At 55.9% G+C, this 25,844-nt stretch carries 24 protein-coding genes; 11 read left to right on the forward strand and 13 right to left on the reverse strand.

All coding sequences use genetic code 11. The features are described from left to right. Positions 1-2: 2 nt before the first annotated feature. Complete coding sequence (gene metG / locus LG198_RS13420) at positions 3-2,060, forward strand: methionine--tRNA ligase (protein ID WP_230343824.1); 2,058 nt, start codon at positions 3-5, stop codon at positions 2,058-2,060. Positions 2,061-2,123: 63 nt separating this feature from the next. Here metG and LG198_RS13425 read toward each other — a convergent pair whose 3' ends face one another. From LG198_RS13425 to aat, 11 genes are all read right to left on the reverse strand, one after another. Further along, complete coding sequence (locus LG198_RS13425; RefSeq protein WP_230343687.1) at positions 2,124-2,423, reverse strand: ComEA family DNA-binding protein; 300 nt, start codon at positions 2,421-2,423, stop codon at positions 2,124-2,126. 119 nt (positions 2,424-2,542) lie between these two features. Next, positions 2,543-3,241, reverse strand: a complete 699-nt coding sequence (pyrF, locus tag LG198_RS13430) for an orotidine-5'-phosphate decarboxylase (protein WP_230343688.1) — start codon at positions 3,239-3,241, stop codon at positions 2,543-2,545. Continuing rightward, positions 3,238-4,401, reverse strand: a complete 1,164-nt coding sequence (lapB, locus tag LG198_RS13435; RefSeq protein WP_230343689.1) for a lipopolysaccharide assembly protein LapB — start codon at positions 4,399-4,401, stop codon at positions 3,238-3,240. The genes pyrF and lapB overlap by 4 nt, the downstream gene beginning before the upstream one ends. A 71-nt stretch (positions 4,402-4,472) precedes the next feature. Beyond that, entirely contained in the window at positions 4,473-4,745 is a 273-nt protein-coding gene (locus LG198_RS13440; protein ID WP_230343690.1) for a LapA family protein, read from the reverse strand. A 109-nt stretch (positions 4,746-4,854) separates the two neighbouring features. Continuing rightward, on the reverse strand, positions 4,855-5,151 hold the full coding sequence (locus LG198_RS13445) for an integration host factor subunit beta (RefSeq protein ID WP_230343691.1): 297 nt from the start codon (positions 5,149-5,151) through the stop codon (positions 4,855-4,857). Between the two features lie 12 nt (positions 5,152-5,163). Then, on the reverse strand, positions 5,164-6,873 hold the full coding sequence (rpsA, locus tag LG198_RS13450) for a 30S ribosomal protein S1 (RefSeq protein WP_230343692.1): 1,710 nt from the start codon (positions 6,871-6,873) through the stop codon (positions 5,164-5,166). A 98-nt stretch (positions 6,874-6,971) separates the two neighbouring features. Then, positions 6,972-7,652, reverse strand: a complete 681-nt coding sequence (cmk, locus tag LG198_RS13455; protein ID WP_230343693.1) for a (d)CMP kinase — start codon at positions 7,650-7,652, stop codon at positions 6,972-6,974. Between the two features lie 21 nt (positions 7,653-7,673). After that, positions 7,674-8,963, reverse strand: a complete 1,290-nt coding sequence (aroA, locus tag LG198_RS13460) for a 3-phosphoshikimate 1-carboxyvinyltransferase (protein ID WP_230343825.1) — start codon at positions 8,961-8,963, stop codon at positions 7,674-7,676. Between the two features lie 2 nt (positions 8,964-8,965). Next, the gene (locus tag LG198_RS13465) at positions 8,966-9,847 is read right to left on the reverse strand and encodes a prephenate dehydrogenase (protein ID WP_230343694.1); all 882 of its coding nucleotides are present in this window, start codon (positions 9,845-9,847) and stop codon (positions 8,966-8,968) included. 187 nt (positions 9,848-10,034) lie between these two features. After that, positions 10,035-10,781 carry an arginyltransferase gene (locus LG198_RS13470; protein WP_230343695.1) on the reverse strand — a complete coding sequence of 249 codons (747 nt, stop codon included), beginning with the start codon at positions 10,779-10,781 and terminating at the stop codon, positions 10,035-10,037. After that, positions 10,778-11,473 (reverse strand): leucyl/phenylalanyl-tRNA--protein transferase, encoded by a 696-nt coding sequence (aat, locus tag LG198_RS13475; RefSeq protein WP_230343696.1) that lies wholly within the window; start codon positions 11,471-11,473, stop codon positions 10,778-10,780. Before aat ends, LG198_RS13470 begins: the two co-directional genes overlap by 4 nt. Before the next feature lie 121 nt (positions 11,474-11,594). On the opposite strand from aat, the gene LG198_RS13480 reads away from it, so the two are divergent. From LG198_RS13480 to LG198_RS13495, 4 genes are all read left to right on the forward strand, one after another. Further along, positions 11,595-11,945 carry a hypothetical protein gene (locus tag LG198_RS13480; RefSeq protein WP_230343697.1) on the forward strand — a complete coding sequence of 117 codons (351 nt, stop codon included), beginning with the start codon at positions 11,595-11,597 and terminating at the stop codon, positions 11,943-11,945. Between the two features lie 76 nt (positions 11,946-12,021). Continuing rightward, positions 12,022-12,303, forward strand: coding sequence for a hypothetical protein (locus LG198_RS13485; RefSeq protein ID WP_230343698.1), 282 nt, complete (start codon positions 12,022-12,024; stop codon positions 12,301-12,303). 3 nt (positions 12,304-12,306) lie between these two features. Continuing rightward, positions 12,307-13,686: a TolC family protein gene (locus tag LG198_RS13490; RefSeq protein ID WP_230343699.1), complete on the forward strand. Its 1,380-nt coding sequence runs from the start codon at positions 12,307-12,309 to the stop codon at positions 13,684-13,686. After that, complete coding sequence (locus LG198_RS13495; protein ID WP_230343700.1) at positions 13,686-15,053, forward strand: multicopper oxidase family protein; 1,368 nt, start codon at positions 13,686-13,688, stop codon at positions 15,051-15,053. Before LG198_RS13490 ends, LG198_RS13495 begins: the two co-directional genes overlap by 1 nt. A 9-nt stretch (positions 15,054-15,062) precedes the next feature. Here the strand turns inward: LG198_RS13495 and LG198_RS13500 are convergent, their stop codons facing one another. After that, the gene (locus LG198_RS13500; RefSeq protein ID WP_328485666.1) at positions 15,063-15,254 is read right to left on the reverse strand and encodes a heavy-metal-associated domain-containing protein; all 192 of its coding nucleotides are present in this window, start codon (positions 15,252-15,254) and stop codon (positions 15,063-15,065) included. A 102-nt stretch (positions 15,255-15,356) separates the two neighbouring features. Between LG198_RS13500 and LG198_RS13505 the strand changes: the two genes are divergently transcribed. The 3 genes from LG198_RS13505 (at position 15,357) to LG198_RS13515 (ending at position 20,695) form a co-directional block, all read left to right on the forward strand. Then, positions 15,357-17,549, forward strand: coding sequence for a heavy metal translocating P-type ATPase (locus LG198_RS13505; protein ID WP_230343702.1), 2,193 nt, complete (start codon positions 15,357-15,359; stop codon positions 17,547-17,549). 303 nt (positions 17,550-17,852) lie between these two features. Continuing rightward, positions 17,853-19,523 (forward strand): sensor domain-containing diguanylate cyclase, encoded by a 1,671-nt coding sequence (locus LG198_RS13510; protein WP_230343703.1) that lies wholly within the window; start codon positions 17,853-17,855, stop codon positions 19,521-19,523. Positions 19,524-19,540: 17 nt separating this feature from the next. Next, positions 19,541-20,695: a mechanosensitive ion channel protein MscS gene (locus LG198_RS13515; protein WP_230343704.1), complete on the forward strand. Its 1,155-nt coding sequence runs from the start codon at positions 19,541-19,543 to the stop codon at positions 20,693-20,695. Between the two features lie 13 nt (positions 20,696-20,708). On the opposite strand, the gene LG198_RS13520 is transcribed toward LG198_RS13515, so the two are convergent. Beyond that, on the reverse strand, positions 20,709-21,971 hold the full coding sequence (locus LG198_RS13520) for an OmpP1/FadL family transporter (RefSeq protein ID WP_230343705.1): 1,263 nt from the start codon (positions 21,969-21,971) through the stop codon (positions 20,709-20,711). A 90-nt stretch (positions 21,972-22,061) separates the two neighbouring features. On the opposite strand from LG198_RS13520, the gene LG198_RS13525 reads away from it, so the two are divergent. The 3 genes from LG198_RS13525 (at position 22,062) to speG (ending at position 25,834) form a co-directional block, all read left to right on the forward strand. Beyond that, a complete protein-coding gene (locus tag LG198_RS13525; protein WP_230343706.1) occupies positions 22,062-24,284 on the forward strand; it encodes a YgiQ family radical SAM protein in 2,223 nt (740 codons plus the stop codon). Positions 24,285-24,380: 96 nt separating this feature from the next. Further along, the gene (locus LG198_RS13530) at positions 24,381-25,172 is read left to right on the forward strand and encodes a TraB/GumN family protein (RefSeq protein WP_230343707.1); all 792 of its coding nucleotides are present in this window, start codon (positions 24,381-24,383) and stop codon (positions 25,170-25,172) included. A 92-nt stretch (positions 25,173-25,264) separates the two neighbouring features. Continuing rightward, complete coding sequence (gene speG / locus LG198_RS13535; RefSeq protein WP_230343708.1) at positions 25,265-25,834, forward strand: spermidine N1-acetyltransferase; 570 nt, start codon at positions 25,265-25,267, stop codon at positions 25,832-25,834. Positions 25,835-25,844: the final 10 nt, after the last annotated feature.

Here is a 25,844-nt window from a genome sequence, read left to right on the forward strand (position 1 = left end):
CTATGTCCGGAAATACGTCCTCGAACGCGCCACGCAAAATCCTTGTCACTTCCGCCTTGCCGTATGCCAATGGCAGCATCCACCTCGGCCATATGGTGGAATATGTGCAGAGCGATGTCTGGGTGCGTTTCCAGAAGATGCAAGGGCATACCGTGCATTATGTCTGTGCCGATGATACGCACGGCACGCCTATCATGCTGCGTGCAGAGAAAGAAGGCATCACACCGGAAGAACTGATCAACCGTGTTCATGCTGAGCACTATGCCGATTTCAGCGATTTTCTCGTGACTTTTGACAATTACTATTCCACCAACTCCGAGGAGAACCGCGAGCTTTCCAGCCGTATTTACCGAGAACTCAAGTCCAACGGCAAGATCGCGATACGCACGATCGAGCAATATTTTGACCCGGTGAAGCAGATGTTCCTGCCCGACCGTTTCATCAAGGGCGAGTGCCCGAAGTGTCATGCCAAGGACCAATATGGCGATTCCTGTGAATCTTGCGGGACCACTTACAGCCCCACCGAATTGATTGAGCCATATTCAGCCGTATCCGGCGCGCCACCGGTGCGCAAGGAAACCGAGCATTACTTCTTCAAGCTGAGTGAATGCGAGAACTTCCTCAGGGAATGGACGCGCTCCGGCACACTGCAGCCGGAAGCCGCCAACAAAATGGGCGAGTGGTTCGCTTCAGGACTTTCGGACTGGGATATTTCGCGCGACGCGCCTTATTTCGGCTTCGAGATTCCCGACGCGCCGGGCAAGTATTTCTATGTCTGGCTGGATGCGCCTATCGGCTACATGGCGAGTTTCAAGAACCTGGCGACGCGAGAAGGTTTGGATTTCGGCGAATACTGGAAAGCGGACAGCCAGGCCGAGCTTTATCACTTCATCGGCAAGGACATCCTTTACTTCCATGCGCTGTTCTGGCCGGCAACATTGAAATTCTCAGGTTATCGCCAGCCAACGCAGATATTTGCCCATGGTTTCCTTACCGTCAATGGCGAAAAAATGTCCAAGTCGCGCGGCACTTTCATCACCGCGCGCAGCTATCTTGACCATGTGAAGAATCCTGAATATCTGCGCTATTACTATGCTGCCAAGCTAAACGGCACCATGGAGGATATCGACCTCAATCTTGAGGATTTTGTCGCGCGCGTGAATAGCGACCTAGTGGGGAAATACATCAATATTGCCAGCCGTACCGCTGGGTTCATTGCCAAGCGTTTTGACGGAAAACTGGCTGCAGTGGAGAACAACGCTGTGATTGCGGAGTTGCGCAGTGCAGCCGATAGTATCCGCGACAGTTTCCATAATCGTGATACCGCGCGAGCCTTGCGCGATATCATGGCGCTGGCTGACAAGGCCAATGCCTATGTGGCGGAAAATGCGCCGTGGGAAATTGCAAAGCAGCCGGAAAAAAGTGCGGCACTGCATGAAGTATGCTCGGTTTCACTGGAAGCGTTCCGTTTGCTGACCTTGTATCTCAAGCCTATATTGCCCCAACTGGCGCAGTCCATCGAGACGTTCCTCAATATCAGCCCGCTGACTTGGGGCGATATTGATCGTCCATTGCCTGCCGGGCACGAGATTCAGGCATATCAGCACCTGATTACCCGTATTGACCCCAAGCTGGTGGAAGCCATGGTGGAAGCCAACAAGGAGTCCATGCAACCTCAAGCGGCAAGCCAGCCGCAAAAGCAGTCTCAGGATGCCATAGCGGAAGAAACCGGCTATATCTCAATTGATGACTTTGCCAAGGTAGACCTGCGCATTGCTCGCATCGCCAATGCCGAGCATGTGGAAGGCGCGGAGAAGCTGCTCAGGCTGACCCTCGATATTGGCGAGGAAAAGCCGCGCCAGGTGTTTGCCGGTATCAAGTCAGCCTATGATCCTGAAAGCCTTAAGGGTCGGTTGACTGTGATGGTGGTCAACCTCGCACCGCGCAAAATGAAGTTCGGCCTGTCCGAGGGCATGGTGCTGGCTGCCAGCGACGAGCGGGGCGGGCCTTTTATCCTATCTCCTGACAGCGGGGCGCAGCCCGGCATGCAGGTTAAGTAAGTAACCATCAAAAACAAAGCCCCTGGATAGGGGCTTTGTTTTTATGAAACGTGAACGCATGTCTTATTTCTTGTCAGCCTTGGCCGCAGTTTTCTCTGCTTTTGGAGGCTTGCCTGCGGTGAGTTCGCTACGCAAACTATCTACGCTTTTCTTGCCAAACCCCTTAACGTTACCCAAGTCGTCCACTGACTTGAACGCGCCATTGGCCTTTCGGTAGTCAACAATCGCCTGGGCTTTTGCCGGTCCTATGCCCTTGACGGATTCCAGTTCGGTGACTGAGGCTGAATTAAGGTCAATTGCTGCCATGGCATTGAATGTCAACCCAAGTGAGATCAGGACTGCAAGCAATAATGATTTCTTCATGATGGTCTCCTTAAATAGTGTGGTAGAACTCCCTGTTGTTCCCAGGTCGGACCATCATATTCCTCATGCTGAGCATGAGCTATTGGAGGATGGGATAGTTTTTCTGTAAGCTATTTTCCTTATTTTTCAAGGATAAATTCCTGAATGTGCTGCAGGGCTGCAAGCGGATTGGCTGCTTTGGTGATGGGACGGCCGATCACCAGGTAATTGGAGCCCAGGGCAAGGGCATCCGCAGGGGTGACCACACGGGATTGATCGTCGAGATCGGCATTGGCCGGGCGAATGCCAGGGGTAACCAGGTAGAAGCCATTGCCCAGTGTTTTTCTCAACACTGGCGCTTCCTGGGCAGAGCAAACCACACCGTCAAGGCCTGCTCGCTGCGCCAGGGTGGCGAGGCGAAGTACGTGCTGCTCAATCGGGGCATTGATACCGAGCTGTTCCAGGCCGGCTTGGTCCATGCTGGTCAGCACGGTGACGGCAATCAGCAGCGGAGAGTGGCCGCTACGGGTAACGCCTTCACGGGCCGCCTCCATCATTTGGCTGCCACCGGATGCATGGACGTTCAGCATCCATACTCCCAGCCTACTTGCAGCTTCACAAGCCTTGGCAACGGTATTGGGAATATCGTGGAACTTGAGGTCCAGGAATACGCCAAAACCTCTCTCTACCAATTGCTCGACTAGCTGCGGCCCGGCAGTAGTAAAGAGTTCCTTGCCTACCTTGACCCGGCAAAGGGTGGGATCGAGCTGCTGTGCCAGTGCCAAAGCGCTGGTGGCATCGGCATAATCAAGGGCGACGATGATCTTGGGGTCATTCATACAGCGGATTCTTTGCTTTCAGGTGAGAGGGATTCCCAGGCGTTGCAGGCCGGACATTGCCAGTGGAAGTTGCGTGCGCGGAAGCCGCACTGGTCGCAATAATGCGCGCTGCGGTTGCCAATGGCGTAGCGCACGGTCTGTTGCATCAGCAGGGCATCCTGCTGGTTGCCGACTTCCAGCATGGATTGCGCGCGCAGGAACTGGTCGAGGGTCTGCAGGCTGGGCTTGCGTTGCAATTCTTCGCGGGCGAGTTGTTCCGCACTGGCAGCACCTTCCTCGCTCAAGGTGGTTTCATACACCAGGTTGAGGATGGAGGCGAGTTTGTAGGATTGCAGGTAGCCTTTGAGAGTCGCAATGCCTTCATCGAGTTTCCCCAGCGCCTTGTAGCTGTTGAGCAGTTTGGGGGCGACCAGGCCAAGATATTCCGGTTGCTGGTACTCCACGCGCTTCCAGAATGAAATGGCCTGTTTATGGTTGCCGGTGCCGGCTTCAAGATCCCCCAGCATGATGTTGGCGCGCACGCAGCGCTTGTCGGCCTCAATGGCCATGTCCAACGCATGGCGTGCGCTGTGGGCATCATGTTCCAGGATGGCCTTCATAGCAATTTCGCAATGGAATTGCGCCACTTCCTTGCGGAAGGAGATGCCTGAAAGCCGCTCCAGTTCTATCGCACTCTTGATGGCGTTGTTCCATTCACGCTCACGAATATAGATTTCCAGCAGCGCGCGCAGGGCTGTTTGCTTGTAGCGGCTGTCATGCAGAGAGGTAAAGAGTTCTTCTGCACGGTCAAATAATCCGGCTTTGAGATAGTCCTGTGCAAGCTCGGCCATGACAGCCTGTTTTTGCTGGTCAGGCAATTCCTTGCGTTCCAACAGGCTGAGGTGCAAGTGGATGGCGCGGTCTACCTCGCCACGGCGACGGAACAGGCTGCCTAGGGCAAAATGCAGCTCCATGGAGTCAGCATTGGCTTGTACCGCTTCGATAAATGCTTCAATCGCCTTGTCATGCTGGTCGCTGATGAGGAAATTGAGGCCCTTGAAGTATGCTGCCGGCAGGGCAGTCGATTCTGTCAGCAACTGGTTGATGTCCACGCGTGCTGCGAGCCAGCCGAGTGTAAAAAAGAGGGGTAGGGCGAGTAGCCACCAGTATTCAAATTCCATGATTGATTTCCAGACCTGACATTAAGTTGGCAGGGGTTCTACTAGGGATGAAGCAACAAGGCGCATGCTTGTTATTTGTTTGACTGGTTATTGGTTATCTTGAGGTTCTTGATTTCCTTTTCCAGTGCAAGCAGTTTGCGGCGCTGGCTGATCAGCGAACCCAGGCAAGCGATAATGCCTGCAATGATGCCGCTGAAAAAGGTAATGAGCAGCATCAGGGAAAGCGGTGCCCTCCAGGAGTAGCCGAGGTAATAGGCAAGTTCTACAGGCTCTGAATTTTTGAAGGCAAAGCCCAGCAACAGGATGAACAGTAGAACACCGAGTATCATGTATAAGGTACGCATACTATGATTTTACCCAAGCCCCGCCAAAAGCGTGCAGGATTTGATGCAAAAAGATAAAAAAGCGGCAGTATCATGAAGATACTGCCGCTTTTTCTAGCCTAACTTATAGTCAGCTGGACTTATCGCTACTAACGTCTACGCGCTCACGCAATTCCTTGCCTGCCTTGAAGTGCGGCACATATTTCTCAGGTACCTGCACTTTTTCGCCAGTCTTGGGATTGCGGCCTAAGCGTGGTGGGCGGTAGTTCAGACTGAAGCTACCGAAACCACGGATTTCAATGCGTTCACCAGAAGCAAGATTATCCGTCATGGAGTCAAGAATGGCCTTGACGGAAAGTTCTGCATCCTTGACGACCAGTTGCGGAAAGCGCGCAGCCAGGTTGGCAATCAACTCCGATTTGGTCATGACGCTACGACCTTACTCGTTGTTTTTGCCGTCAAGTTTGGCTTTCAGCAATGCACCAAGGTTGGTGGTGCCAGCAGAGCCGGCATCATTGCTGAATTTTTGCAGTGCATCAGCTTCGTCTGCAAGATCCTTCGCCTTGATGGACAGGGTAATGGAGCGGTTCTTGCGGTCGATATTGGTGATGCGGGCTTCGATTTCTTCGCCTTCCTTGAGTACGGTAGAGATGTCTTCCACCTTGTCACGGGAAACTTCGGAAGCGCGCAGGTAACCTTCCACTTCGTTTTCCAGGGTAATCACTGCGCCCTTGGCTTCGATGGACTTGACGGTACCCTTGACGATAGCACCCTTGTCATTCAATGCAGCGTAGGCGCTGAACGGATCGCTGTCGAGCTGCTTGACGCCCAAGGAGATACGCTCTTTCTCAACGTCGATGCTGAGCACCACGGCTTCGAGTTCGTCACCCTTCTTGAAGTTGCGGATCGCTTCTTCGCCAGTCTGGTTCCAGGACAGGTCGGACAGGTGAACCAGGCCGTCGATGCCGCCAGGCAAACCGATGAATACGCCGAAGTCAGTGATGGACTTGATCTGGCCGCTGACCTTGTCACCCTTCTTGTGGGAAGCTGCAAAGTCATCCCATGGGTTGGCCTGGCATTGCTTCATGCCCAGGGACAGGCGGCGACGGTCTTCGTCGATTTCCAGGATCATGACTTCTACTTCGTCGCCTAGTTGGGCGATCTTGGCAGGGTGTACGTTCTTGTTGGTCCAGTCCATTTCGGAAACGTGTACCAGGCCTTCAATGCCTGGCTCGATTTCAACGAATGCGCCGTAGTCGGTGAGGTTGGTCACCTTGCCGAACAGGCGGGTGCCGACAGGGTAACGGCGGCCCAGAGCAACCCATGGATCGTCGCCCAGTTGCTTGATGCCCAGGGAAACGCGGTTCTTTTCTTGATCGAACTTGAGGATCTTAGCTTCAACTTCTTCACCAACGGTCAGCACTTCGGATGGGTGCTTGACGCGGCGCCATGCCAGGTCGGTGATGTGCAGCAGGCCATCAATGCCGCCCAGGTCAACGAATGCACCGTAGTCGGTAATGTTCTTGACGATACCCTTGACCACTGCGCCTTCTTTCAAGGACTCAAGCAAGGCTTCGCGATCAGCGCCCATGGTTTCTTCCAGGACGGCACGGCGGGAAACCACAACGTTGTTACGCTTGCGGTCAAGCTTGATGACCTTGAAGTCCCATTCCTTGTTTTCGAACGGAGTAGTGTCCTTCACTGGGCGCAGGTCAACCAGTGAACCTGGCAGGAAGGCGCGGATGCTGTTGACCATCACGGTCAGACCACCCTTGACACGGCCATTGACCATGCCCTTGATGATACGGGATTCGTTCATTGCTTCTTCCAGGTCTTGCCATGCTGCGAGGCGCTTGGCCTTCTCGCGTGAAAGCTTGGTAGAACCATAACCATCTTCCAGGGATTCGATGCAGACTTTGACAAAGTCTCCTACATTCACTTCGAGTTCGCCGCGGTCATTGCGGAACTCGGAAGCGAGGATTACGCTTTCCGACTTCAGGCCGGCATTGACAATAACAAAGTCGTCATCGACAGAGACAACTTCAGCGGTGATCACTTCACCGGAGCGCATTTCCTGGCGGGCCAGGCTTTCCTCGAACAGGGCTGCAAAGCTTTCCGCGGAGGAGGTTGTGGTTGAAAGGTTAGCCATTAATAAAAATATCCAGATAATCCCGCCGTGCAGCGGGGTTAAATTAAAAAAACCATGAACCGGTGGAGTTCACGGTGCTCGTACTACAAAAAACAAACTTAATCTTTAGTAGGGGCGCGGCTGTGGTCAAGCACTGCCTTGACTGCCTGCTCTATGCTAAGCTGGCTGGTTTCCAGTAGCTTGGCATCCTCGCTTTTTTGCAATGGTGCAACGGATCTTTGACTATCCCTTGCATCGCGGGTTTGCAAATCCTGCAAGATGTCCGCGAGATTAGCATGGTTTCCTTTTTCCATCAACTGTTTATAGCGTCTCTTGGCCCTGACCTCGGCGCTTGCCGTGAGGAATATCTTGGTCTGCGCATCCGGGAATACCACGGTTGCCATATCGCGCCCATCTGCCACCAGGCCAGGTGCCTTGCGGAAGGATTGCTGCAGGTTGAGCAACGCTTGGCGCAGTGCAGGATGAACCGCAACTTCTGATGCGCCGCGGCTGATCTCTTCAGTACGCACTGCCTCGGTGATGGCTTCGTTATCCAGATAAATATCAGCAGCGGAGAAGCGGATATTGAGATGTGCTGCCATTTCAGCCAGGGTGGTCTCGTCCTGCCAGCTGATTCCGCGCTTGAGCGCGGCCAGGGCGGCAATACGGTAGATCGCACCGGAGTCAAGGTAGTGGTAGCCCAGTTCCCGGGCTACGCGCTGGGCGACAGTGCCCTTGCCTGATGCAGAGGGGCCGTCAATGGCAATCACGGGAATGGTGGAGTCTGGCATATCGATCATTTAAAGATTTGAATAGGTGCTTTATGGATGCACCAGCGTGGCAAAACGGTCAAAGTAATCCGGGAAGGTTTTGGCGACGCAGTTCGGGTCGTTGATGACTACAGGCACGCCTCCTAGCGCTACCAGCGAGAAGCACATGGCCATGCGGTGATCGTCATAGGTGTCGATACTGGCATTGGGCGTCAGATGGGCGGGAGGCGTGATGTACAAATAGTCGCTGCCTTCTTCAATAACAGCGCCGACTTTCCTTAACTCTGTAGCCATTGCAGCGAGCCGGTCGGTTTCCTTGACGCGCCAGCTGGCAATATTGCGCAAGGTGCTGGGGCCATCGGCAAACAGGGCCAGGATGGCAAGCGTCATGGCGGCATCCGGGATATGGTTACAATCAAGATCCAGCGCCTTGAGCTTGCCAGGCAGCGTACTGACCTCTATCCAGTTGTCTCCGGTCGTTACTGCGGCTCCCATCAATTCCAGTGCTTCGACAAAGCGCACATCGCCTTGAATGCTGTTACGGCCAACGCCTTCCACCCTCACCGGGCCGTGTCCAATTGCGCCTGAGGCAAGAAAATAGGAGGCGGAAGAGGCATCGCCCTCGACATGTACGCGGCCAGGACTTTGGTAAATGCTGCGTGCAGGAATGGTGAAGTTGCTCCATCCGTCACGCAAGACCTTGATCCCGAACTTCTCCATGAGGTTGAGGGTGATTTCGATATACGGCTTGGAGATCAGTTTGCCCACCACTTCAATCCGTGCTTCCTGGCCCGTGAGCGGGAGTGCCATCAATATTGCGGTAAGAAACTGGCTTGAGACATTACCGCGCACCTGGATAGGGTTTTGTGTATCAAGCTGGCCTGGCCGGATATGCAGTGGTGGAAAGCCCGGGTTGCCTAGATACTCGATTGCGGCACCCGCAGCATTGAGTGCATCTACGAGGTCGCCGATGGGACGCTCATGCATGCGCGCAACGCCTGAGAGCTCGTAGTCGCCTTGTGACAAGGCTAGTGCGGCGGTCAACGGCCGGAAGGCGGTGCCGGCATTACCCAGAAACAGCTTGGCCTCCCTGACCGGGAACTGGCCGCCGGTGCCTTGCACTTGCCATTGGCGGGGGCCGGTTTGCTGCAATTCAACGCCAAGTGCCTGCAAGGCTTCCAGCATGCGCTGCGTATCGTCGGATGCCAGCAATTCATGAATGTCGGTGCTGCCTTGAGCAAGGGCGGCGAGCAACAGGGTACGGTTGGAGATGCTTTTTGAGCCGGGTAGCTTGACGGTGCCATGGGCGTGCCGTACGGCAGGCAGGGTCAGGGTTTCCATATTCAGTTTTTCCACGACGCGGATGCTTGCTGCCGTGCCCAGTCGTTGCGGGCGTGGCTGGCTCGTTCAAACAAAGCCTGCAACCCTGTGCTGTCACCTTGTTCCAGGATTTCGCGCAAACCGGAAAGGGCGGCCTGGTAGTGATCCAGCTCCTGCAGCAGGGCGGTGCGGTTGGCAAGGCTGATGTCACGCCACATTTCCGGGGAGCTGCCCGCGATACGTGTGAAGTCGCGAAATCCGCTGGCGGCAAATTCAAAGAACTGGTTTGCGTCTGGGCGCGCAGCCAATTCGTCTACAAGGGCAAATGCGAGCAGGTGCGGCAGATGGCTCACTGCTGCAAAGATCGTGTCGTGGCTGCTGGCGCTCATTTCACGCACAATAGCACCGGTGCTCAGCCACAATTCGCGCACTGCATTGAGGGCAGCTGGGTCAGTCTGTTCCCCTGGCGTGAGTACCACATTCCTGTTTTGGTAGAGGTTGGCTTGTGCAGCGGCTGGGCCGCTTTTCTCCGCGCCCGCAATCGGGTGGCCAGGCACAAAGCGCGATGCAGCCTTGCCAAGGATATTTTGTGCTTGCTCAGCGATATCGGCTTTAGTGCTGCCTGCATCGGTAATGACGGTCTTGTCTTCGAGGTAAGGGGCAATGCGCTGCAGAATAGGTGCAATCTGAGCGACTGGCGTTGCGATCATGACAATGTCCGCATCCTTGAGCGCGGCTGCCAGGTCGCTTGCGGCTTCATCAATAATGCCCAGCGCCAGTGCTTCTTGCAGGCTATCGCCTGTACGGCCGATACCGGTCACATGCCAGCCAGTTTGTGCGGCTTTGAGCGCAAGTGCAAGCGACCCGCCAATCAGGCCAACGCCGAAAACGAGCAGTTTTTTCAAGATGGAATTCGAGGGCGCAAAGTTAAAAGCGCAATTGTAACATGCCAGCCATGATCGGCTGGGGTCACGAAAAGCAAACGCGGCGCTTTGTGTGAAGGCAGAGAAACACAAAGCGCCGGTTGCGGGAGATGACAAGGAGTATTCTTCAGAAAGCTGACACCGGGTTTAGTTCACCAAAACAGCACAGTTATTTTTGTTTGTCTGCTTCTTCAGTGTGAATCGGGCGCCATTCACCATCAATCAAGCCTTCTTGCGGCAGGAAGTTCTGCTTGTAGGCCATTTTGCGGCTTTCCTTGATCCAGTAGCCAAGGTAGAGGTAGGGCAGGTTGAGGTTTTTGCACCAGTCCAGCAGCCACATGATGTTGTAGGTGCCGTAGCTCGCATGCTGGTCTGCCGCGTCATAAAACGTATAGACCGCAGAAACGCCGTCGTGCACGATATCAATCACGCTCACTATTTTAAGTACGCCATTCTCTCGGAACTCGACCATCAGGCTTTCCACATTGCTTTGCACGAGAAAGTTGCGGTATTGCTCGGCGGTTTCCGGATCGCCGGAGCCACCTTCATGCCGCGCTACCTGGTAAGCGGAATAAAGCGCGAAATGTTCTTCCGAGAAAGTCAACTCCATCAATACCACGGATAGGTTCTGGTGTTGTTTCCAGGCGCGGCGCTGGCTGCGTTTGGGCTGGAACTCGGCCACCGGCAGGCGAACTGGAATGCAGGCGTGGCAGGTTTCGCAGTGCGGACGGTAGGCGAATTTGCCGCTACGGCGGAAGCCGAGCTGGATCAGGCCGCTATAGGCGTGGGCATCAATTAAATGGTGGGGTGTGGCGATCAGCGACTGCGCCGGCTGGTCGGCAAGATAGCCGCAGGAATACGCAGTGGTTGCGTAGAACTGGATTTTTTGCAGATGCTGTTCGCCGGGCAAGGTCATGAAGGGTAGTGTACCAATTCATGCAGCCGTTGTGAAAAATCTATCCGCGGAATTTCCCTGGCGCCGAGCGATGCCAGGTGCGGGGTCTTCATCTGGCAATCTATCATGCCGCAGTTCTGGGCCTTGAGGCGTTGCACCATGTGCACGAAGGCCAGCTTGGAGGCATCCGTGACGTGGTGGAACATGGACTCGCCGTAAAACATGTGTCCCAGGCCAACGCCATACAGGCCTCCCGCCAGTTTGCCGTCGATCCAGGTCTCCGCGCTATGGGCATAACCCAGGCGGTGCAGTTCGCTATAGCCCTGCACGATGTCATCGGTGATCCAGGTGCCGTCCTGGCCTTCGCGCCGGGTATTCGCGCAGGCGGCAATCACCTCGGTAAAAGCTGAATTGAAGCGGATTTCATAATCCTGGCGCCGCATCCGCTTGGCCAACGACCTGGATATCTTCAGTTCTTCCGGGAACAACACCATGCGCGGGTCGGGGCTCCACCATAAGACTGGCTCGCCTGCACTGAACCAGGGAAATATGCCCCGGCTGTAAGCGCTGAGCAGGCGTGCCGCGCTCAGTTCCCCGCCAACGGCGATCAAGCCGTTTGGCTCCTGCAAGGCATCTTCCAAAGGCGGGAAAGGCGTATCCGCCTGCAATGCGCGCACCAGGCCGCCGGGCAGGCGATAGTATCTATGACTCATGCCATATGCTTTGAAGGGGTGAAAGTGAAGGGCAAGATTGCATTCCAGATGCTCCAGCCGCCTAGCTTAGCATAGTGCGAAGGCGCTTTGCCGCCTGTCGCAGTTGTGCTATGTTGCACCTATGCGTTTTTACCGCGTCATTATTATGCTGTTGCTGACCATATTCCTGGCGGATACGGTGTCGGCCAGCGCCAGCCTGCATTTGCCAGCCTTCCAGGCTGGCACGCAGGCTGATGTGCATCAGCACCATGCCATGCCTGGGGATATGCAGCATGATGCCCAAGCTGCCCAGCAGGCCGATAGCTGCAAGAATTGCCATGATTGCCTGTCGTGCTTCAGCGTGTTGCCTCTTGCTTTCAAGGTAGTTTCGCCTTATCTGCCTCACCATCAATTGGCGAGTGCCAGCATTGTCATTTATTACCCGCCCGCCCTGGCGCAATTGCAACGCCCGCCGATTCCGCTTTCCGTTTGATTTCCTTGCGGTCTTGCGCCGCTCGTCTTGGCCGTTTGCGCTATGCAAGCCAAATAAATCATGAACGGAGAGCATTATGCGATTCAGCATTATTATTTCAGCCTTTTTCTCCCTATGCCTTGTTCTGCCTGTCCTGGCAGCAGAGCCTGATGTTAAAGGCAATACCACTTTGGGTCACGAGCCTGTGCTCAACCACTACCACAAGTTCGACCATGGCAACGCCACAGCGCAGCCTGATCCGCATGCCGGCCATGGCGTGAGCCATGACCATGGTGCCCATGATATGCCTCAGCATGAAGGGCATCATGAGCACATGCAGCATGACCATGCCACACATGGGCATGTCAACAAGGAGTAAATCATGGCCAGATTGGTTTTCAGGCCAAGCCTGCTGGGCCTGGCAATAGTTGCAGGCATGCTTGGCGGTTGTGCCAGCTTCAGCCGGGATGGTGGTTTTGAGGATGTGCGTAGCATTGCTGGCCGTCACCTTAAGCAGGATATTGCATGGCAGCGTGAAGGTATGCCTATGCAAGCGCGAACCGAGGAGTTACTGGGCCAGCCTTTGGGCATTGATGATGCAGTGCAAATGGCCTTGCTCAACAACCGCGGGCTGCAGGCCAGTTTTGCGGAGCTGGGCATTGCCGAGGCCGACCTGGTGCAGGCGGGCCGGTTGCCCAACCCGCGCTTTTCCATGCTGTATGCGCGTCGTGATGGCGAATATAAGATAGAACAGGCATTCACCTTCAATGTGTTTTCGCTGTTGACCATGCCGCAAGCCAAGGCAATTGAGCAGCGCCGTTTTGAACAAACCAAGCGCGATGTCAGCCTGCGGGTGCTCGCGCTTGCGCAGACAGCACGTCAGGCCTGGGTTCAGGCGGTTGCGGCGGAGCAGTCTGCGCTGTATGCCGCACAGGTCATGCAGGCTGCGGAAGCCGCGGCGGAGCTGGCGCGGCGCATGAACCGGCAGGGCAACTGGAACAAGCTCGACCAGGCACGCGAGCAAAGTTTTTATGCGGATGCTGCGCTTGAATATGCTGCCGCACGTGAATACCAGATAGTGACGCGCGAGCGGCTTTCCCGCGTGCTGGGCCTGGCCGATAGCCAGCACTTCAGCCTGCCGCAGCGTTTGCCCGACCTGCCATCGCAGGAGAATGACTTGTTGCAGGTACAGCAGCAGGCTTTTACGCAAAGGCTGGACTTGCAGGCGATGCGTGTCGAGGTGGATGCACTCGCGAAGCAGCTCGGCCTGAGCAAGACAACACGTCTGATCAATGTGCTGGACATCGGGCCGGCCCGTGTCCTGGAAGGCCGCCGCAGCGAGGCTTATAAAAAGGGCATTACGCTGGGGTTTGAGTTGCCCTTGTTTGATTGGGGCGGTGCACGCGTAAAGCGTGCCGAGGCGATCTACACACAGGCACTGGAACGTACTGCCCAGGCAACTGTGGATGCGGAATCTGAAATACGCGCAGCCTATGCACGCTACCGTGTGCGCTATGAAGTGGCGCGCCATTTCCAGGATGAGATCGTGCCTTTGCGCAAGCGCATCCTGCAAGAGAACCAGTTGCGCTACAACGGCATGCTGCTGAGCGCCTTCGAGTTGCTGGCCGATGCCCGCATGCAGGTCAACAGCGTCAATCAATACATTAGTGCCGTGCGCGATTTCTGGCTGGCTGAAGCCACATTGACCATGGCGACCCTGGGGCCCGTGGCCGAGTTGGATAGCTATGGAAGGGGAGATTGATGTTGAATCGCCGGGATTTTTTCAGGCTGGGTGCGGCAGCTGTTGCCGCGGGCACGGTCAGCAAGGTGGCGATGGCTGCCTTGCCGGAAATCGTCAGTGCGGAGCATGCCGAGACCCAGGCACCGCCTATGCCTGCCAATGGCCGGCTTTATCATCCGGTCGTGACCCTGAACGGCTGGAGCCTGCCATGGCGCATGCGGGACGGCGTCAAGGAATTCCACCTGGTGGCGGAGCCAGTAGTGCGCGAAATTGCGCCCGGTATGCAGGCGCATCTGTGGGGCTACAACGGGCAGAGCCCAGGGCCGACAATAGAAGTGGTAGAGGGGGACCGCGTGCGTATTTACGTGACAAACCGCTTGCCCGAGGCAACGAGCGTGCATTGGCACGGGCAGCGCCTGCCCAACGGCATGGACGGAGTGAGCGGCCTGACCCAGCCTGCGATCCCGAGTGGCAAGACCTTTGTCTATGAGGTCGAGGCCAAGCGTGCGGGCACGTTCATGTACCACCCGCATGCGGATGAAATGGTGCAAATGGCGATGGGCATGATGGGGTTCTGGGTGACCCACCCCAGGAATTCCGACTTCATGCGCGTGGATCGCGACTATGTCTTCCTTATCAATGCCTACGACATCGACCCCGGCAGTTACACGCCCAAGGTTGCCACCATGCTGGAACACAATCTGTGGACCTTCAACAGTCGGGTGTTCCCAGGGATTGCCCCCATGGTGGCAGGACAGAACGAAAGGGTGCGTATCCGTGTCGGCAACCTCAGCATGACCAACCATCCCATACACCTGCACGGACATGAGTTTGTTATAACGGGTACGGATGGAGGATGGGTGCCACCTGCGGCACGCTGGCCGGAAGTCACTGCGGATATTGCCGTCGGGCAAATGCGCGCAGTCGAGTTTATCGCCGATGCGCCGGGCGACTGGGCGTTCCATTGCCACAAGAGCCATCACACCATGAATGCCATGGGCCACCAGGTGCCGACCATGATAGGCGTGGAACAGCAGGGGCTGGTGGACAAGATCACCCAGCTATTGCCGAATTACATGCCCATGGGCGAGAGCGGGATGGCGGAAATGGGCGAGATGTCCATGCCATTGCCAGAAAACACCTTGCCGATGATGAGCGGCAAAGGCCAGTTCGGTGATATGCACATGGGCGGTATGTTTACGACAGTCAAGGTGCGGGCGGGTTTGAAGCCGGGAGATTACAGCGATCCAGGGGATTACCGGCACCCTCCAGGCAGCGTGGCCCACGAAGTCGGGAGCAGCGATGCCCCAGTCACCAGGGCGCCTGAAGATGCCGGGAATGGACACGAGGTCCATATCAGGAAGCCTGGGGGCCATGAAGGGCATTAAGCAAAGTAACTATTCCGGCGTATAACCTGCCTCGCTGATGGCATGGCGGAATGCGGCTGCATCGGTACTGCTTTCTATGCTCACCGTCTTGGCCGCCAAATCTACATTGACGACGGCTTGCGGATCAATTGCAAACGCGGCCTTTGTAATGGATTGCACACAATGATTGCAGCTCATGTCGTTTACTTTGAAGGTATGCACGGGGATAGTTCCTTATCGGGTGTTTGAAAGATGCAGTATGAGCCTGCCATGATGGGAGGGTTCAGGCTGTTTAGATAAGATATTGATGGGGGCATTTTTGCCATGTTAAAGCAAGCACCATTAGAAAAACTGGATTTCGCCATTACCGGCATGACCTGTGCCTCATGTGCCGGACGCATAGAAAAATCCTTAAACAAACTGTCCGGCGTGCAACTTGCCAATGTCAATCTTGTGACCGAAAAAGCACACGTGGAGGCTTATGGTACAGGCCTGGAGCAACAAGTAGTACAGGCTGTGGCCAAGCTGGGATACCAGGCCAGTCTGATCAGGCCTGATGCTCCCTCAAGACTGGCCGAGCCTGCCCAGGATGGCTGGAAGGTCGTGGTGGCTGCATTGTTGACCTTGCCCCTGGTATTGCCGATGGCAAGCATGCTGTTCGGGCAGCACTGGATGCTGCCGGGATGGTTGCAATGGCTGCTCGCCACGCCGGTGCAGTTCTGGCTGGGCGCGCGATTCTACCGCGCGGGCTGGAAGGCTGCGGTCAATCTCTCGGGCAATATGGATTTACTGGTGGCGATCGGCACCTCCGCGGCTTATGGGCTCTCCATTTATTTGCTCTGGCAGCAATCCCCGCATTTGTATTTTGAGGCAAGCAGTGCCGTGATCACGCTGGTGTTGCTCGGCAAGTGGCTGGAAAGCCGCGCCAAGCGCCAGACCACCGAGGCCATTCGCGCCTTGCAGGCATTGCGGCCAGATACTGCGCGCATCCGCCGTGACGGCAAGGAGCAGGACGTGCCGCTGGAAAGTGTCATAGTGGGCGATCAGGTGGTCATACGCCCGGGTGAGCGTGTGCCGGTGGATGGCCTGATACGTGAGGGCAGCAGTCACCTTGACGAAGCCATGCTGACTGGTGAAAGCGTGCCGGTCAAGAAAGCTTCTGATGACAAGGTGACTGGCGGGGCTGTGAACCTGGATGGCGTGTTGTTAGTGGAAACGACGGCGATAGGCGCTGAGACTACCTTGTCGCATATCATCCGCATGGTGGAGGATGCCCAGGCTGCCAAGCCGGGCATCCAGCGGCTGGTGGACAAGGTAAGTGCCGTGTTTGTGCCTGTGGTGCTGGTGATTGCCGCGTTGACTTTCGCCGGCTGGGTATGGCATGACGGCAATTGGGAGAAGGCCGTGCTCAATGCAGTGGCTGTGCTGGTAATTGCCTGCCCTTGCGCGCTTGGGCTGGCGACGCCTACGGCTATCATGGCTGGCACCGGAGTGGCGGCGCGTCACGGCATCCTGATCAAGGATGCTGATGCGCTGGAATTGGCGCACCGTATCACGATGGTGGCTTTCGACAAGACCGGCACCTTGACGGTAGGTAAGCCGCGGCTTATCAATGTGCTTGCAACCCTGGGAAATGAGGATCGTCTGCTGGGGCTTGCTGCTGCACTGGAAAGTGGCAGCCACCACCCCTTGGCTACTGCCGTGCTCGATTATGTGCAAAGCCGGGGGATTGCTTTCAGCGTGGCAACTGAGGCTATGGTGTTGCCGGGCCGAGGCCTGACGGCGAAGGTGGACGGGTGCCGGGTATGGCTCGGAAACCAGCGCGCCATGCAAGACGTCGGCTTGCTTGTAGAAGGCCTGCAGGGCGATGCAGAGGCCATGTTGAATAACGGCCATACCGTGTCCTGGCTGGCGGCGGAAGATGCAGACGGGCGGCCGGAGTTGCTCGGCGTGATGTCGTTTGGCGACGAACTCAAGCCTGATGCGCGTCAGGCGGTACAAAAATTGCATGCTCTGGATATCAAAGTGTTATTGTTGACGGGAGACACGCTGGCCAGCGCCCAGCGCATCGGTCAGCAGTTGGGCCTGGATGAGTTGCATGCCGGGCAACTGCCCGAAACCAAGGCGCAGGTCATTGCCGGGTTGCGCGAGCAAGGCAGGGTAGTCGCCATGATAGGGGATGGGATTAATGACGCGCCGGCCCTGGCTGCGGCCGATATCGGCTTTGCCATGTCCAGCGGCACGGATGTGGCCATGCATACTTCCGCGGTAACCTTGATGCGGTCCGGCCCGGTGCTGGTGGCCGATACGATAGAAATCTCGCGCCGGACCTACAGCAAGATCAGGCAGAATTTGTTCTGGGCGTTTATCTACAACCTGGTGGGAATTCCGCTGGCGGCCTTAGGTTTGTTGAACCCGGTGGTTGCAGGTGCGGCGATGGCATTGAGTTCGGTCAGCGTCGTGACTAATGCGCTGACATTGCGTCGTTGGCAGCCTGCTGTCAAGGATCAGGCATGAGATAGGGGAGGGTGGTGTTGCGGAAGAGTCGATATGCCATCAAGGTCTCAACCTGATTCCTGTGTTATCAAATATTGGATATACCGGCCGCAGGAGGTGTGTGGGCTGGTTTTTCGCCTTCATGTTCAGCGCCAGTATGTCGATACTAAAAGTGTTAGTAGTCAATTGATTGCAGGGTAGAATGCTCAGCCATGAAAGTTGAGACCGCGATGTCAGCCGATACCAGCAGCAACCGTCATATGCGGCTGCGAGGATGTTGCTCGCCTTTCATCCTGTCAATAGGTGCTGCTGGCATGGAACATCATGACTGTCATCGGTGGTGGACATATGCTTGCCCGTGGTTTGGCCGCCGCTAGGCACATGCGCTGGTTATTGATGTGCGTGCTGGCGCTGCATGTGGTTTTTGCGCAGGCCGAGCCCTTGGCTACCGGTGGCAAGTGGTACCAACTTGCCGACGAGCCTGTCATGGCTGGCGACTTGCGCGGAGACGCTGGGCTCCATCCTGTCACGCGTCCTGCCAGCACTGGCGGCCACTTTGTCTACAAGGCTGCGTTCGATCTGCCCGAGGATGGGCGTTATGTGCTGGATTTCAGCAATTCAAGCGTCATCGGCCGATTTACGCACCATGTGTATGATGCAGCCGGAAATGAAGTCGCAACCCTGGAAGGCGGCATCCAGTCTCGCATCGTCAACCCATATATGCTGCGCCACGGTCGCGATCTGGCGTTGCCAGCCGGGCGCTATGAACTGGTAAGCGAGCTGAATTCTCCGTTCTTCCTTGCCCATCCCGAACCCTATATCACCACTGCGCAGGAATACCAGCAGTCAATCAAGGCCAGCAACGCCATGGTATTGATCTGCTATGGCGCCATGCTGATCCTTATGATCTATTACGCCGCCCTGGGTTTTGTGCGCAAGCAGGTCACGGATTACATGTATGCCTTGTTCATTTTCGGCAACCTGTTCTATAACGGTACCGCCTTGCTGATCTTGCCTGATCTTGCCGGCATGCATTGGTTCTACCTGATCAGCTATCCCATCCTGTTCTCCAATATCGCTTACGTGTTCTTCGTGATCTACCTGCTGGATATGCGCAGATACCCAACCTCCAAACTCTATCAACTGGGGCGCTGGATATTGGTTGTACTGCTGCTGTTCATACCCGCAGCGCTGATCTTGCCTAACTGGTCGCTGGAATTTGACCGTTACGGGGTGGGCCTGATTATGCTCTATGGCCTTGTTGCCGGCAGTATCAAGGCATGGCGCGGCAACCTGATCGCCAAGTATTACTTGGTGGCGATACTGGCTTTTTTCCTCATTGGCTCTTACTCCATTACCAATACCCAAGTGCATGGCTCGCAGACATTTTATATCGAGCATTTCGGCATGCTGGCGGTGACGGTGGAAATGGTGCTGCTGGCCCTGGTATTGGCCCGGCAGTTCGCCTTGCTGCACAATGAGAAAGAGTATGCCCTGACCCTATCGCAGCACCACTTGCAGATCGCGCATACCGATGCCCTCACCGGGCTGCCCAACCGCTATGCGCTGGATCAGGAGTTGGACATGCTGCCACCCGAAGGCGTGCTGGTCTTTATTGATATCGACGGGCTTAAATACTATAACGACAATTTTGGCCATAAGCGCGGGGATGAACTCCTGTGCGGATTTGCGCGCGCAGTGCATGATGCTATCCGGGATGTGGGCATATTGCACCGGATTGGCGGCGATGAGTTTGCCATTACCAGCCCGCAGGGACATGTGCAACTGCTGGAGGCACGCTTGCAGTCGGCAATGCGGGCCTTGCATACGCAAGGCTTCGAGTTTTCAGGCATGAGTTATGGCATTGCCCATGCCATGGAAAGCCAGGACGGTAATGTGTTGAAGTACCTGGCCGACACCCGCATGTACGCCCACAAACGTGAGCGACAGCGCGGTGTTTTGCAGTACCCGAGAAAAACCACAACATCAATTTGATTGAATAAGGGGATGAAATGAAGAAATGGCCTTTGCTGTGGCCGGTGCTCTTGTGCCTGGTCTTGCCGTTGATTGCTGCATGGTTTGCCTATCCTGATACACACTTGCCGCCGGGTTTCGGCGTGTTTCCCCCAGATTATGACCAGCCCATGCCAGGGTTAAATCCCACGGTGTTTGTCGTGATCGCGCTGGTTGAGCTTGCCTTTGGCGTTTTTCTGCTGTTCCCGAGCTGGTTCGGTTTCAAGACGGCGGCGCCTGCTCCTCAGCCCAGCAAGCGCCCGTTCCCTGCCTGGTTCTGGATAGGGGCGGTGTTGACCGTATTCTTCTGGTGGCTGATGTGGGCGCGCGTAACGCCATTCGGCGACCTGGTCTATTACGCGTTCAGCCCAATGTGGTGGGGCTTTATCCTGGTGCTGGACGGCCTGACCTACAGGCGCAACAATGGCGTATCACTGCTCTCGAGCAAGCCCAAAACCTTTGTTCTTAGTGCGCTAGTCTCGGTATTCGGCTGGCTGTTCTTTGAGTACTATGACTATTTCGTTCTGGGCAACTGGTATTACCCCAATACCCACATTCCCGGCCTTTCCCATGGCCTAGTCGTGGCGCTGTTCCTGATTGCCTACACCACCGTGTGGCCGGCGATCTTCGAGTGGTACACCCTGCTCAAGACCTGTCCGAAACTGGCAACACGCTACAGCCAGGGGCCTAAACTGGCACTGCCGGCCTGGTTACTGATCCTGGGCGGTTTTGCCCTGATCTTCCTCATGACCTTCCTGCCTTACCCTTTGTTCTGGGTGGTATGGATAGGCCCGCTCGCTGTCGTGTCCGGCATCCTGATCCGCCTGAATATCTGGAGCCCTTTCACCGCACTGGCGCAAGGCAACTGGACGCCCTTGCTGCTGGTGGCGCTGGCATCCCTGTTCAACGGCTTTTTCTGGGAAGTATGGAATTACGGTAGTGCGCATCCCATGCCGGAGCTTGCCACCAATCCCAACTACTGGATCTACAACATCCCGTATGTGAACGTGATCCATATCTTTGCCGAAATGCCTCTCCTGGGCTTCTTTGGCTACCTGCCGTTCGGTGTGCTGGTCTGGGTGGTTTTTATCTGGGTGGGCAAGCTGTTTGGCTTTGACACCAGCATAGAGCTTGATCAGCAGAGTCAGCCATAGCCGCTGCTCCCGGTTATTGCCATTGGCGGCTCAGCATGAAGTGCAGGAATAGCGCCTCGTTCCTGAGCTGGGCATTGCCGAAGACAGGCAGGTCGGGATTGTTGTAGTTGACCTTGACCACGGGTGAGTATTCCAGTCCGCCGGTGAAGGTCCATTCCTGATTCAGCTTGTAAGCCGCACCTGCGGTGTAGTGATGCTCCAATATCCCGGCGACGAAGGGCGTGGTATGCGTCCTCGGGATCGGGTTCTTGCCATAGTTGTAACCTGCATACAGGGTGGTCCTTGTATTCAGGTCATAGGCCAGGCCCAGTGCCACCACCACCTGGTCACGCCAGTCCATGCGGTTTGTCACAGACAGCGCGGGCAACAACGGATTGTCCGGATTCTTGGCGGTCAGCTTCGTCGAGTTGATTGCATCCGACCAGTTTATCCAGTTGAGCTTGATGGCAAGCAGCCAGTCATCTTCCGGTTTCCAGGCCAGCCCCAATGCCACTTCACGTGGCGTGGCAAAGCCATCCAGCTTGGCATCGTCGTAATGCACAATCGAGCCAATGTTCAGGTCCAGTGACCCACCCGACATCGGCAGTTTGGTTTTTTCCGTGTAAGCCGCACCAAAGGTGAGGGCAGGGGTAAGCTTATATTGCAGGCCAATCTTGAAATTGGGTCGGATGACGTCGGCATCTGCGAACTTGATGCCGTCCTGCGAGCTGCGATACAAGGATTGCTGGATCCGTGCGTAAGTCATGCCTATGGTTGCACCCAGTGCCAGGCGCTCGGTGACTTGGCAGCCTAGGCCTATGCCAATTTTGGCGATGCCGAACTTGGCCGCGAAATCATCCTGTGATCCATGGTAATTATTGATGTTGCGGAATACGCCTCCCGCGCCGCCTTGCACAAAGCTGCCTACGCCTGCGCCACAGGGAATGCTGTCCAGGGACTGCGCATAACCGCCGCCGCCCAGCAGCGTATAGCGGTTGGAGGCATGTTCATCGCTGCCGAACTGATCGGCATGGGACAGGTCCAGCGTACGTAGTACGCTGCCAAAGCCGTTGAACACCTTGCCGCGTATTTGCGCCAGCCCTGCAGGGTTGGTGTTGATTGCCGAGCTGTCTCGCGCCACGGCTACGTCCGCGCCGCCCATCAGGGTGGATTCTGCACCGAAGCCGATCAGGTTGAAGCCGTTGGTGGCATGGGCGGGCAAGGCCATGGCCATGAATAAGATGGATATTCCCCGGATATTGTGCTGCCTGGTGTTATGCATGAGTTTGGGTGACATTGAATAATTGCCTGATTTATCAGTTGATTTTATAAAATTTTGCCGGGGTTCCGTCATTACACAGGCATTCCAAGGTAAAATGCCGACGCTATGGAATTACAACTGGAACCACCTCGTTTATTAAGCGCTTACCGGCCTTATTGGGCCAAGCGTTTCGGCACAGCCCCCATTCTACCCATGAGTCGTGCGGAAATGGATAGCCTGGGCTGGGATAGCTGCGACATTATCCTGGTCACTGGCGACGCCTATATTGATCATCCCAGTTTCGGCATGGCGTTGGTGGGTCGCCTGCTTGAGGCACAAGGCTTCCGTGTCGGCATTATTGCGCAGCCGGACTGGCAGTCGGCCGATCCTTTCCGCGCGCTGGGCAAGCCCAACCTCTATTTCGGCATTACCGCCGGCAATATGGATTCCATGGTCAACCATTACACGGCTGATCGTAAAATCCGTTCTGATGATGCCTATACCCCTGGTGCGATAGCAGGCAAACGCCCTGACCGTGCCATCCTGGTGTATTCCCAACGTTGCCGTGAAGCCTTCCCAGGCGTGCCGCTGGTGATCGGCAGCATCGAGGCTTCCTTGCGCCGCATTGCGCATTACGACTACTGGTCTGACAAGGTCAGGCGTTCGGTGCTGGTGGATTCCAAGGCTGATATCCTGATTTACGGCAACGCCGAGCGTGCTTTAGTCGAGATCAGCCACCGCATCGCCAAGGGCGAGTTGGTGAGCGAGATTACGGATATCCGTGGCACGGCATTTCTGCGCAAGGCCTTGCCCGAAGGATGGGAGGAAGTTTCTTCCACCGCGCTTGACCGTCCGGGCAAGGTAGAAACGCCCGTAGACCCTTATGCCATGGAGCCAGCCATGGAGAAAACCGGTGCCTCCTGCGCTTCCACCGCGGCTGCGGCAGCCAATACCGGCCTCGAGCCAGGCGTGCAGGCCATTACCATTGTACGCAAGCCCAATAAGCCCAAGGCTGACCGCAGCAGGCAGTTCATCCGCCTGCCGGCGTATGAGGAGGTTGTGCAGGACCCGGTGCTTTATGCCCATGCCTCCCGCGTGCTGCACCTCGAGGCTAATCCGGGCAACGCCCGCGTGCTGGTGCAGCGTCATGGCGACCGCGAAGTATGGCTCAACCCGCCGCCGATTCCGCTCACCACCAAGGAAATGGACTATGTCTATGACCTGACCTATGCCCGTACGCCCCATCCTGTGTATAAAAAAGAGCGTATCCCGGCCTGGGAGATGATCCGCTTCTCGGTCAATATCATGCGCGGCTGCTTTGGCGGATGTACTTTCTGTTCGATTACCGAGCATGAGGGCCGCATCATTCAGAGTCGTTCCGAAGCATCTATCCTCAAGGAACTTGAAGAAGTCCGCGACAAGGTTGAAGGGTTTACCGGCACCATCTCCGACCTGGGCGGACCCACGGCTAACATGTACCGCCTGGCTTGCAAGAGCGAGGTGATCGAAAAATCCTGCCGCAAGCTTTCTTGCGTGTTCCCGGGCATTTGCGAGAACCTTAACACCGACCATTCACACCTGATCCAGCTTTACCGCAAGGCACGTGCGATTCCCGGCATCAAGCGCATCCAGATCGGCTCTGGCCTGCGTTACGACCTGGCGGTGAAATCGCCGGAATACGTCAAGGAACTGGTGCAGCATCACGTCGGCGGCTACCTCAAGATTGCGCCCGAGCACTCTGAAGCAAACGTGCTTGACAAGATGATGAAGCCTGCGATGACCGCCTACGACGAGTTCAAGGCCATGTTCGAGAAATTCTCGAAGGAAGCGGGCAAGGAGCAGTATCTCATCCCTTATTTTATTGCGGCCCATCCCGGCACTACCGATGAAGACATGCTCAACCTGGCATTGTGGCTGAAGAAGTATGACTTCAAGCTCGACCAGGTGCAGACCTTCACGCCGACGCCGATGGCAATGGCCACTGCCATGTATCACTCGGGCAAGAACCCCTTGCGCAAGGTGACGCATGACAGCGAGGATGTGCCTATCCCCAAGGCCGGCAGCGTACGGCGTTTGCACAAGGCTTTTATCCGTTATCACGACCCCAACAACTGGCCCATGCTGCGCGAAGCCCTGAAAAAGATGGGGCGAGAAGACTTGATCGGTAATGGCAAAAAGCACCTGGTACCTGCCTGGCAACCTATCCTTGCCAAGGATCAGGTGAAAGCCAATGGCAGCCGCCGCCCCGCAAAGTTGGCAGCCCCTGCAGCATCACGCCCGGTCGCGCGTGCCCCCATAGCTGGCAATAAGAATAAGCCCAGGCCTGCCAGGAAGCTCGGGCGTCCATAAACGCCAGGACAACTTCGCATGTATTGTTATCGAAGCCTCACGAGTTTTTGCTTGCGGGGCTTTTTTTTCGTGTGTTGTCTGTGGTCGGCCACGGTCATGGCGGCGGGACAGGGCATGCTCTGGAAAATCCAGTTGGATGATGGCCCGGCCAGTTACCTGTTCGGCACTATCCATGTGGATGATTCCAGAGTGACTACGCTGGTCGAATCGGTGAATGCTGCCTTGGACTCTGCAGCATTCTTCATGATGGAAGTGTTACCTTCCAGCGATGTTTCGCCTTATTTCATGCAGGAAACCAGCCTGGACAAGCTATTGGATCAGCAGGAGCTGGAAAAGGTATTTGAACTGGCCGATTTCCATGGAATTGAGCGCGGCATGGTGTTGCGCATGAAGCCCTGGCTGCTGGCCATGGTATTTGACCTACCCATTTCACAATCGCCCTACACCATGGACGTGCAGCTTTATTTGCAGGCCCAGCGAGCCGGCAAGGGAGTAAAAGCGCTTGAGTCAGTACAAGCGCATTTCTCTGCGCTGGAGAGTATCAGCCTGGATGAACAGCTGTTGATGCTGCGCAGCGTGTTGGCACGTACCCAGCAACAGAAGGAAACGGACTTCGAGTTGTTGATACAGGCTTACCTCGCAGGCGACCTGGAAAGAGTCGGGGCGCTGGATGAGCAGATGACTGGGGATGATTTGCCCAAGGCATTGTGGGACAAGCTGCGTGTCCAGTTATTGGATGCGCGTAATGTGCAGATGGCGGAGAGCATTGCTGCCGAGGCCAGGCAACAATCCGTGTTTGTTGCCGTAGGGGCGGCGCATTTGCCCGGGGAGCAGGGCTTGATCGCCCGATTGAGGCAATCGGGTTTCACGGTCAGCTTGGTAGAATAGGTTTATCCGGCTCGCTTTGTTCCTGGTCCGGGTTTTGTTGCCTGTCATGGCATGGCGCTATAATCAACCTATCCCATTTCCAAAGCAAAACTATGTCTGCTGATCGTATCAATCTGCGTCCTCTTGAGCGCAACGACCTGCACTTCGTACACAAGCTCAACAACAACGATACCATCATGCGCTACTGGTTCGAGGAGCCGTATGAAGCTTATGACGAACTGGTTGCGCTGTATGACCGCCATATCCATGACCAGAATGAGCGGCGCTTCATTATCCAGCTGGAAACCGGGGAGCTGGCAGGGCTGGTTGAGCTGGTGGAGATTGATTACATCCATCGCCGGGCGGAATTCCAGATTATTGTGGCGCCTGATTTTCAAGGGCGTGGCCTGGCCAAGTCAGCGACACGGATTGCCGTCGGTTACGCCTTCCGCGTGCTGAATCTGCATAAGGTATATCTGGTGGTGGACAAGGACAACCTGGCGGCGATTCACATTTATGAAACCTGTGGCTTTGAGGTGGAAGGCCATTTGAAGGAAGAGTTTTTCTCCAATGGTTCCTATCGGGATGTCTTGCGTATGCGCTTGTTGCAGGATGACTATCTGCAACATGTGGGTGCGGCGCCGGTGGATGCCTCGGTGTTGATGGAGTGGCAAGACCAGTGATTTTGCCTTT

Source organism: Methylobacillus arboreus (genome assembly GCF_020532725.1).
Classification (GTDB): domain Bacteria; phylum Pseudomonadota; class Gammaproteobacteria; order Burkholderiales; family Methylophilaceae; genus Methylobacillus; species Methylobacillus arboreus.

Coding starts and splice junctions, on each gene's coding strand:
- metG (WP_230343824.1), top strand. CDS start 3: ATGTCCGGAAATACGTCCTCGAACGCGCCACGCAAAATCCTTGTCACT.
- LG198_RS13425 (WP_230343687.1), bottom strand. CDS start 2,423: ATGAAGAAATCATTATTGCTTGCAGTCCTGATCTCACTTGGGTTGACA.
- pyrF (WP_230343688.1), bottom strand. CDS start 3,241: ATGAATGACCCCAAGATCATCGTCGCCCTTGATTATGCCGATGCCACC.
- lapB (WP_230343689.1), bottom strand. CDS start 4,401: ATGGAATTTGAATACTGGTGGCTACTCGCCCTACCCCTCTTTTTTACA.
- LG198_RS13440 (WP_230343690.1), bottom strand. CDS start 4,745: ATGCGTACCTTATACATGATACTCGGTGTTCTACTGTTCATCCTGTTG.
- LG198_RS13445 (WP_230343691.1), bottom strand. CDS start 5,151: ATGACCAAATCGGAGTTGATTGCCAACCTGGCTGCGCGCTTTCCGCAA.
- rpsA (WP_230343692.1), bottom strand. CDS start 6,873: ATGGCTAACCTTTCAACCACAACCTCCTCCGCGGAAAGCTTTGCAGCC.
- cmk (WP_230343693.1), bottom strand. CDS start 7,652: ATGATCGATATGCCAGACTCCACCATTCCCGTGATTGCCATTGACGGC.
- aroA (WP_230343825.1), bottom strand. CDS start 8,963: ATGGAAACCCTGACCCTGCCTGCCGTACGGCACGCCCATGGCACCGTC.
- LG198_RS13470 (WP_230343695.1), bottom strand. CDS start 10,781: ATGACCTTGCCCGGCGAACAGCATCTGCAAAAAATCCAGTTCTACGCA.
- aat (WP_230343696.1), bottom strand. CDS start 11,473: ATGAGTCATAGATACTATCGCCTGCCCGGCGGCCTGGTGCGCGCATTG.
- LG198_RS13480 (WP_230343697.1), top strand. CDS start 11,595: ATGCGTTTTTACCGCGTCATTATTATGCTGTTGCTGACCATATTCCTG.
- LG198_RS13485 (WP_230343698.1), top strand. CDS start 12,022: ATGCGATTCAGCATTATTATTTCAGCCTTTTTCTCCCTATGCCTTGTT.
- LG198_RS13490 (WP_230343699.1), top strand. CDS start 12,307: ATGGCCAGATTGGTTTTCAGGCCAAGCCTGCTGGGCCTGGCAATAGTT.
- LG198_RS13495 (WP_230343700.1), top strand. CDS start 13,686: ATGTTGAATCGCCGGGATTTTTTCAGGCTGGGTGCGGCAGCTGTTGCC.
- LG198_RS13505 (WP_230343702.1), top strand. CDS start 15,357: ATGTTAAAGCAAGCACCATTAGAAAAACTGGATTTCGCCATTACCGGC.
- LG198_RS13510 (WP_230343703.1), top strand. CDS start 17,853: ATGACTGTCATCGGTGGTGGACATATGCTTGCCCGTGGTTTGGCCGCC.
- LG198_RS13515 (WP_230343704.1), top strand. CDS start 19,541: ATGAAGAAATGGCCTTTGCTGTGGCCGGTGCTCTTGTGCCTGGTCTTG.
- LG198_RS13520 (WP_230343705.1), bottom strand. CDS start 21,971: ATGTCACCCAAACTCATGCATAACACCAGGCAGCACAATATCCGGGGA.
- LG198_RS13525 (WP_230343706.1), top strand. CDS start 22,062: ATGGAATTACAACTGGAACCACCTCGTTTATTAAGCGCTTACCGGCCT.
- LG198_RS13530 (WP_230343707.1), top strand. CDS start 24,381: ATGGCGGCGGGACAGGGCATGCTCTGGAAAATCCAGTTGGATGATGGC.
- speG (WP_230343708.1), top strand. CDS start 25,265: ATGTCTGCTGATCGTATCAATCTGCGTCCTCTTGAGCGCAACGACCTG.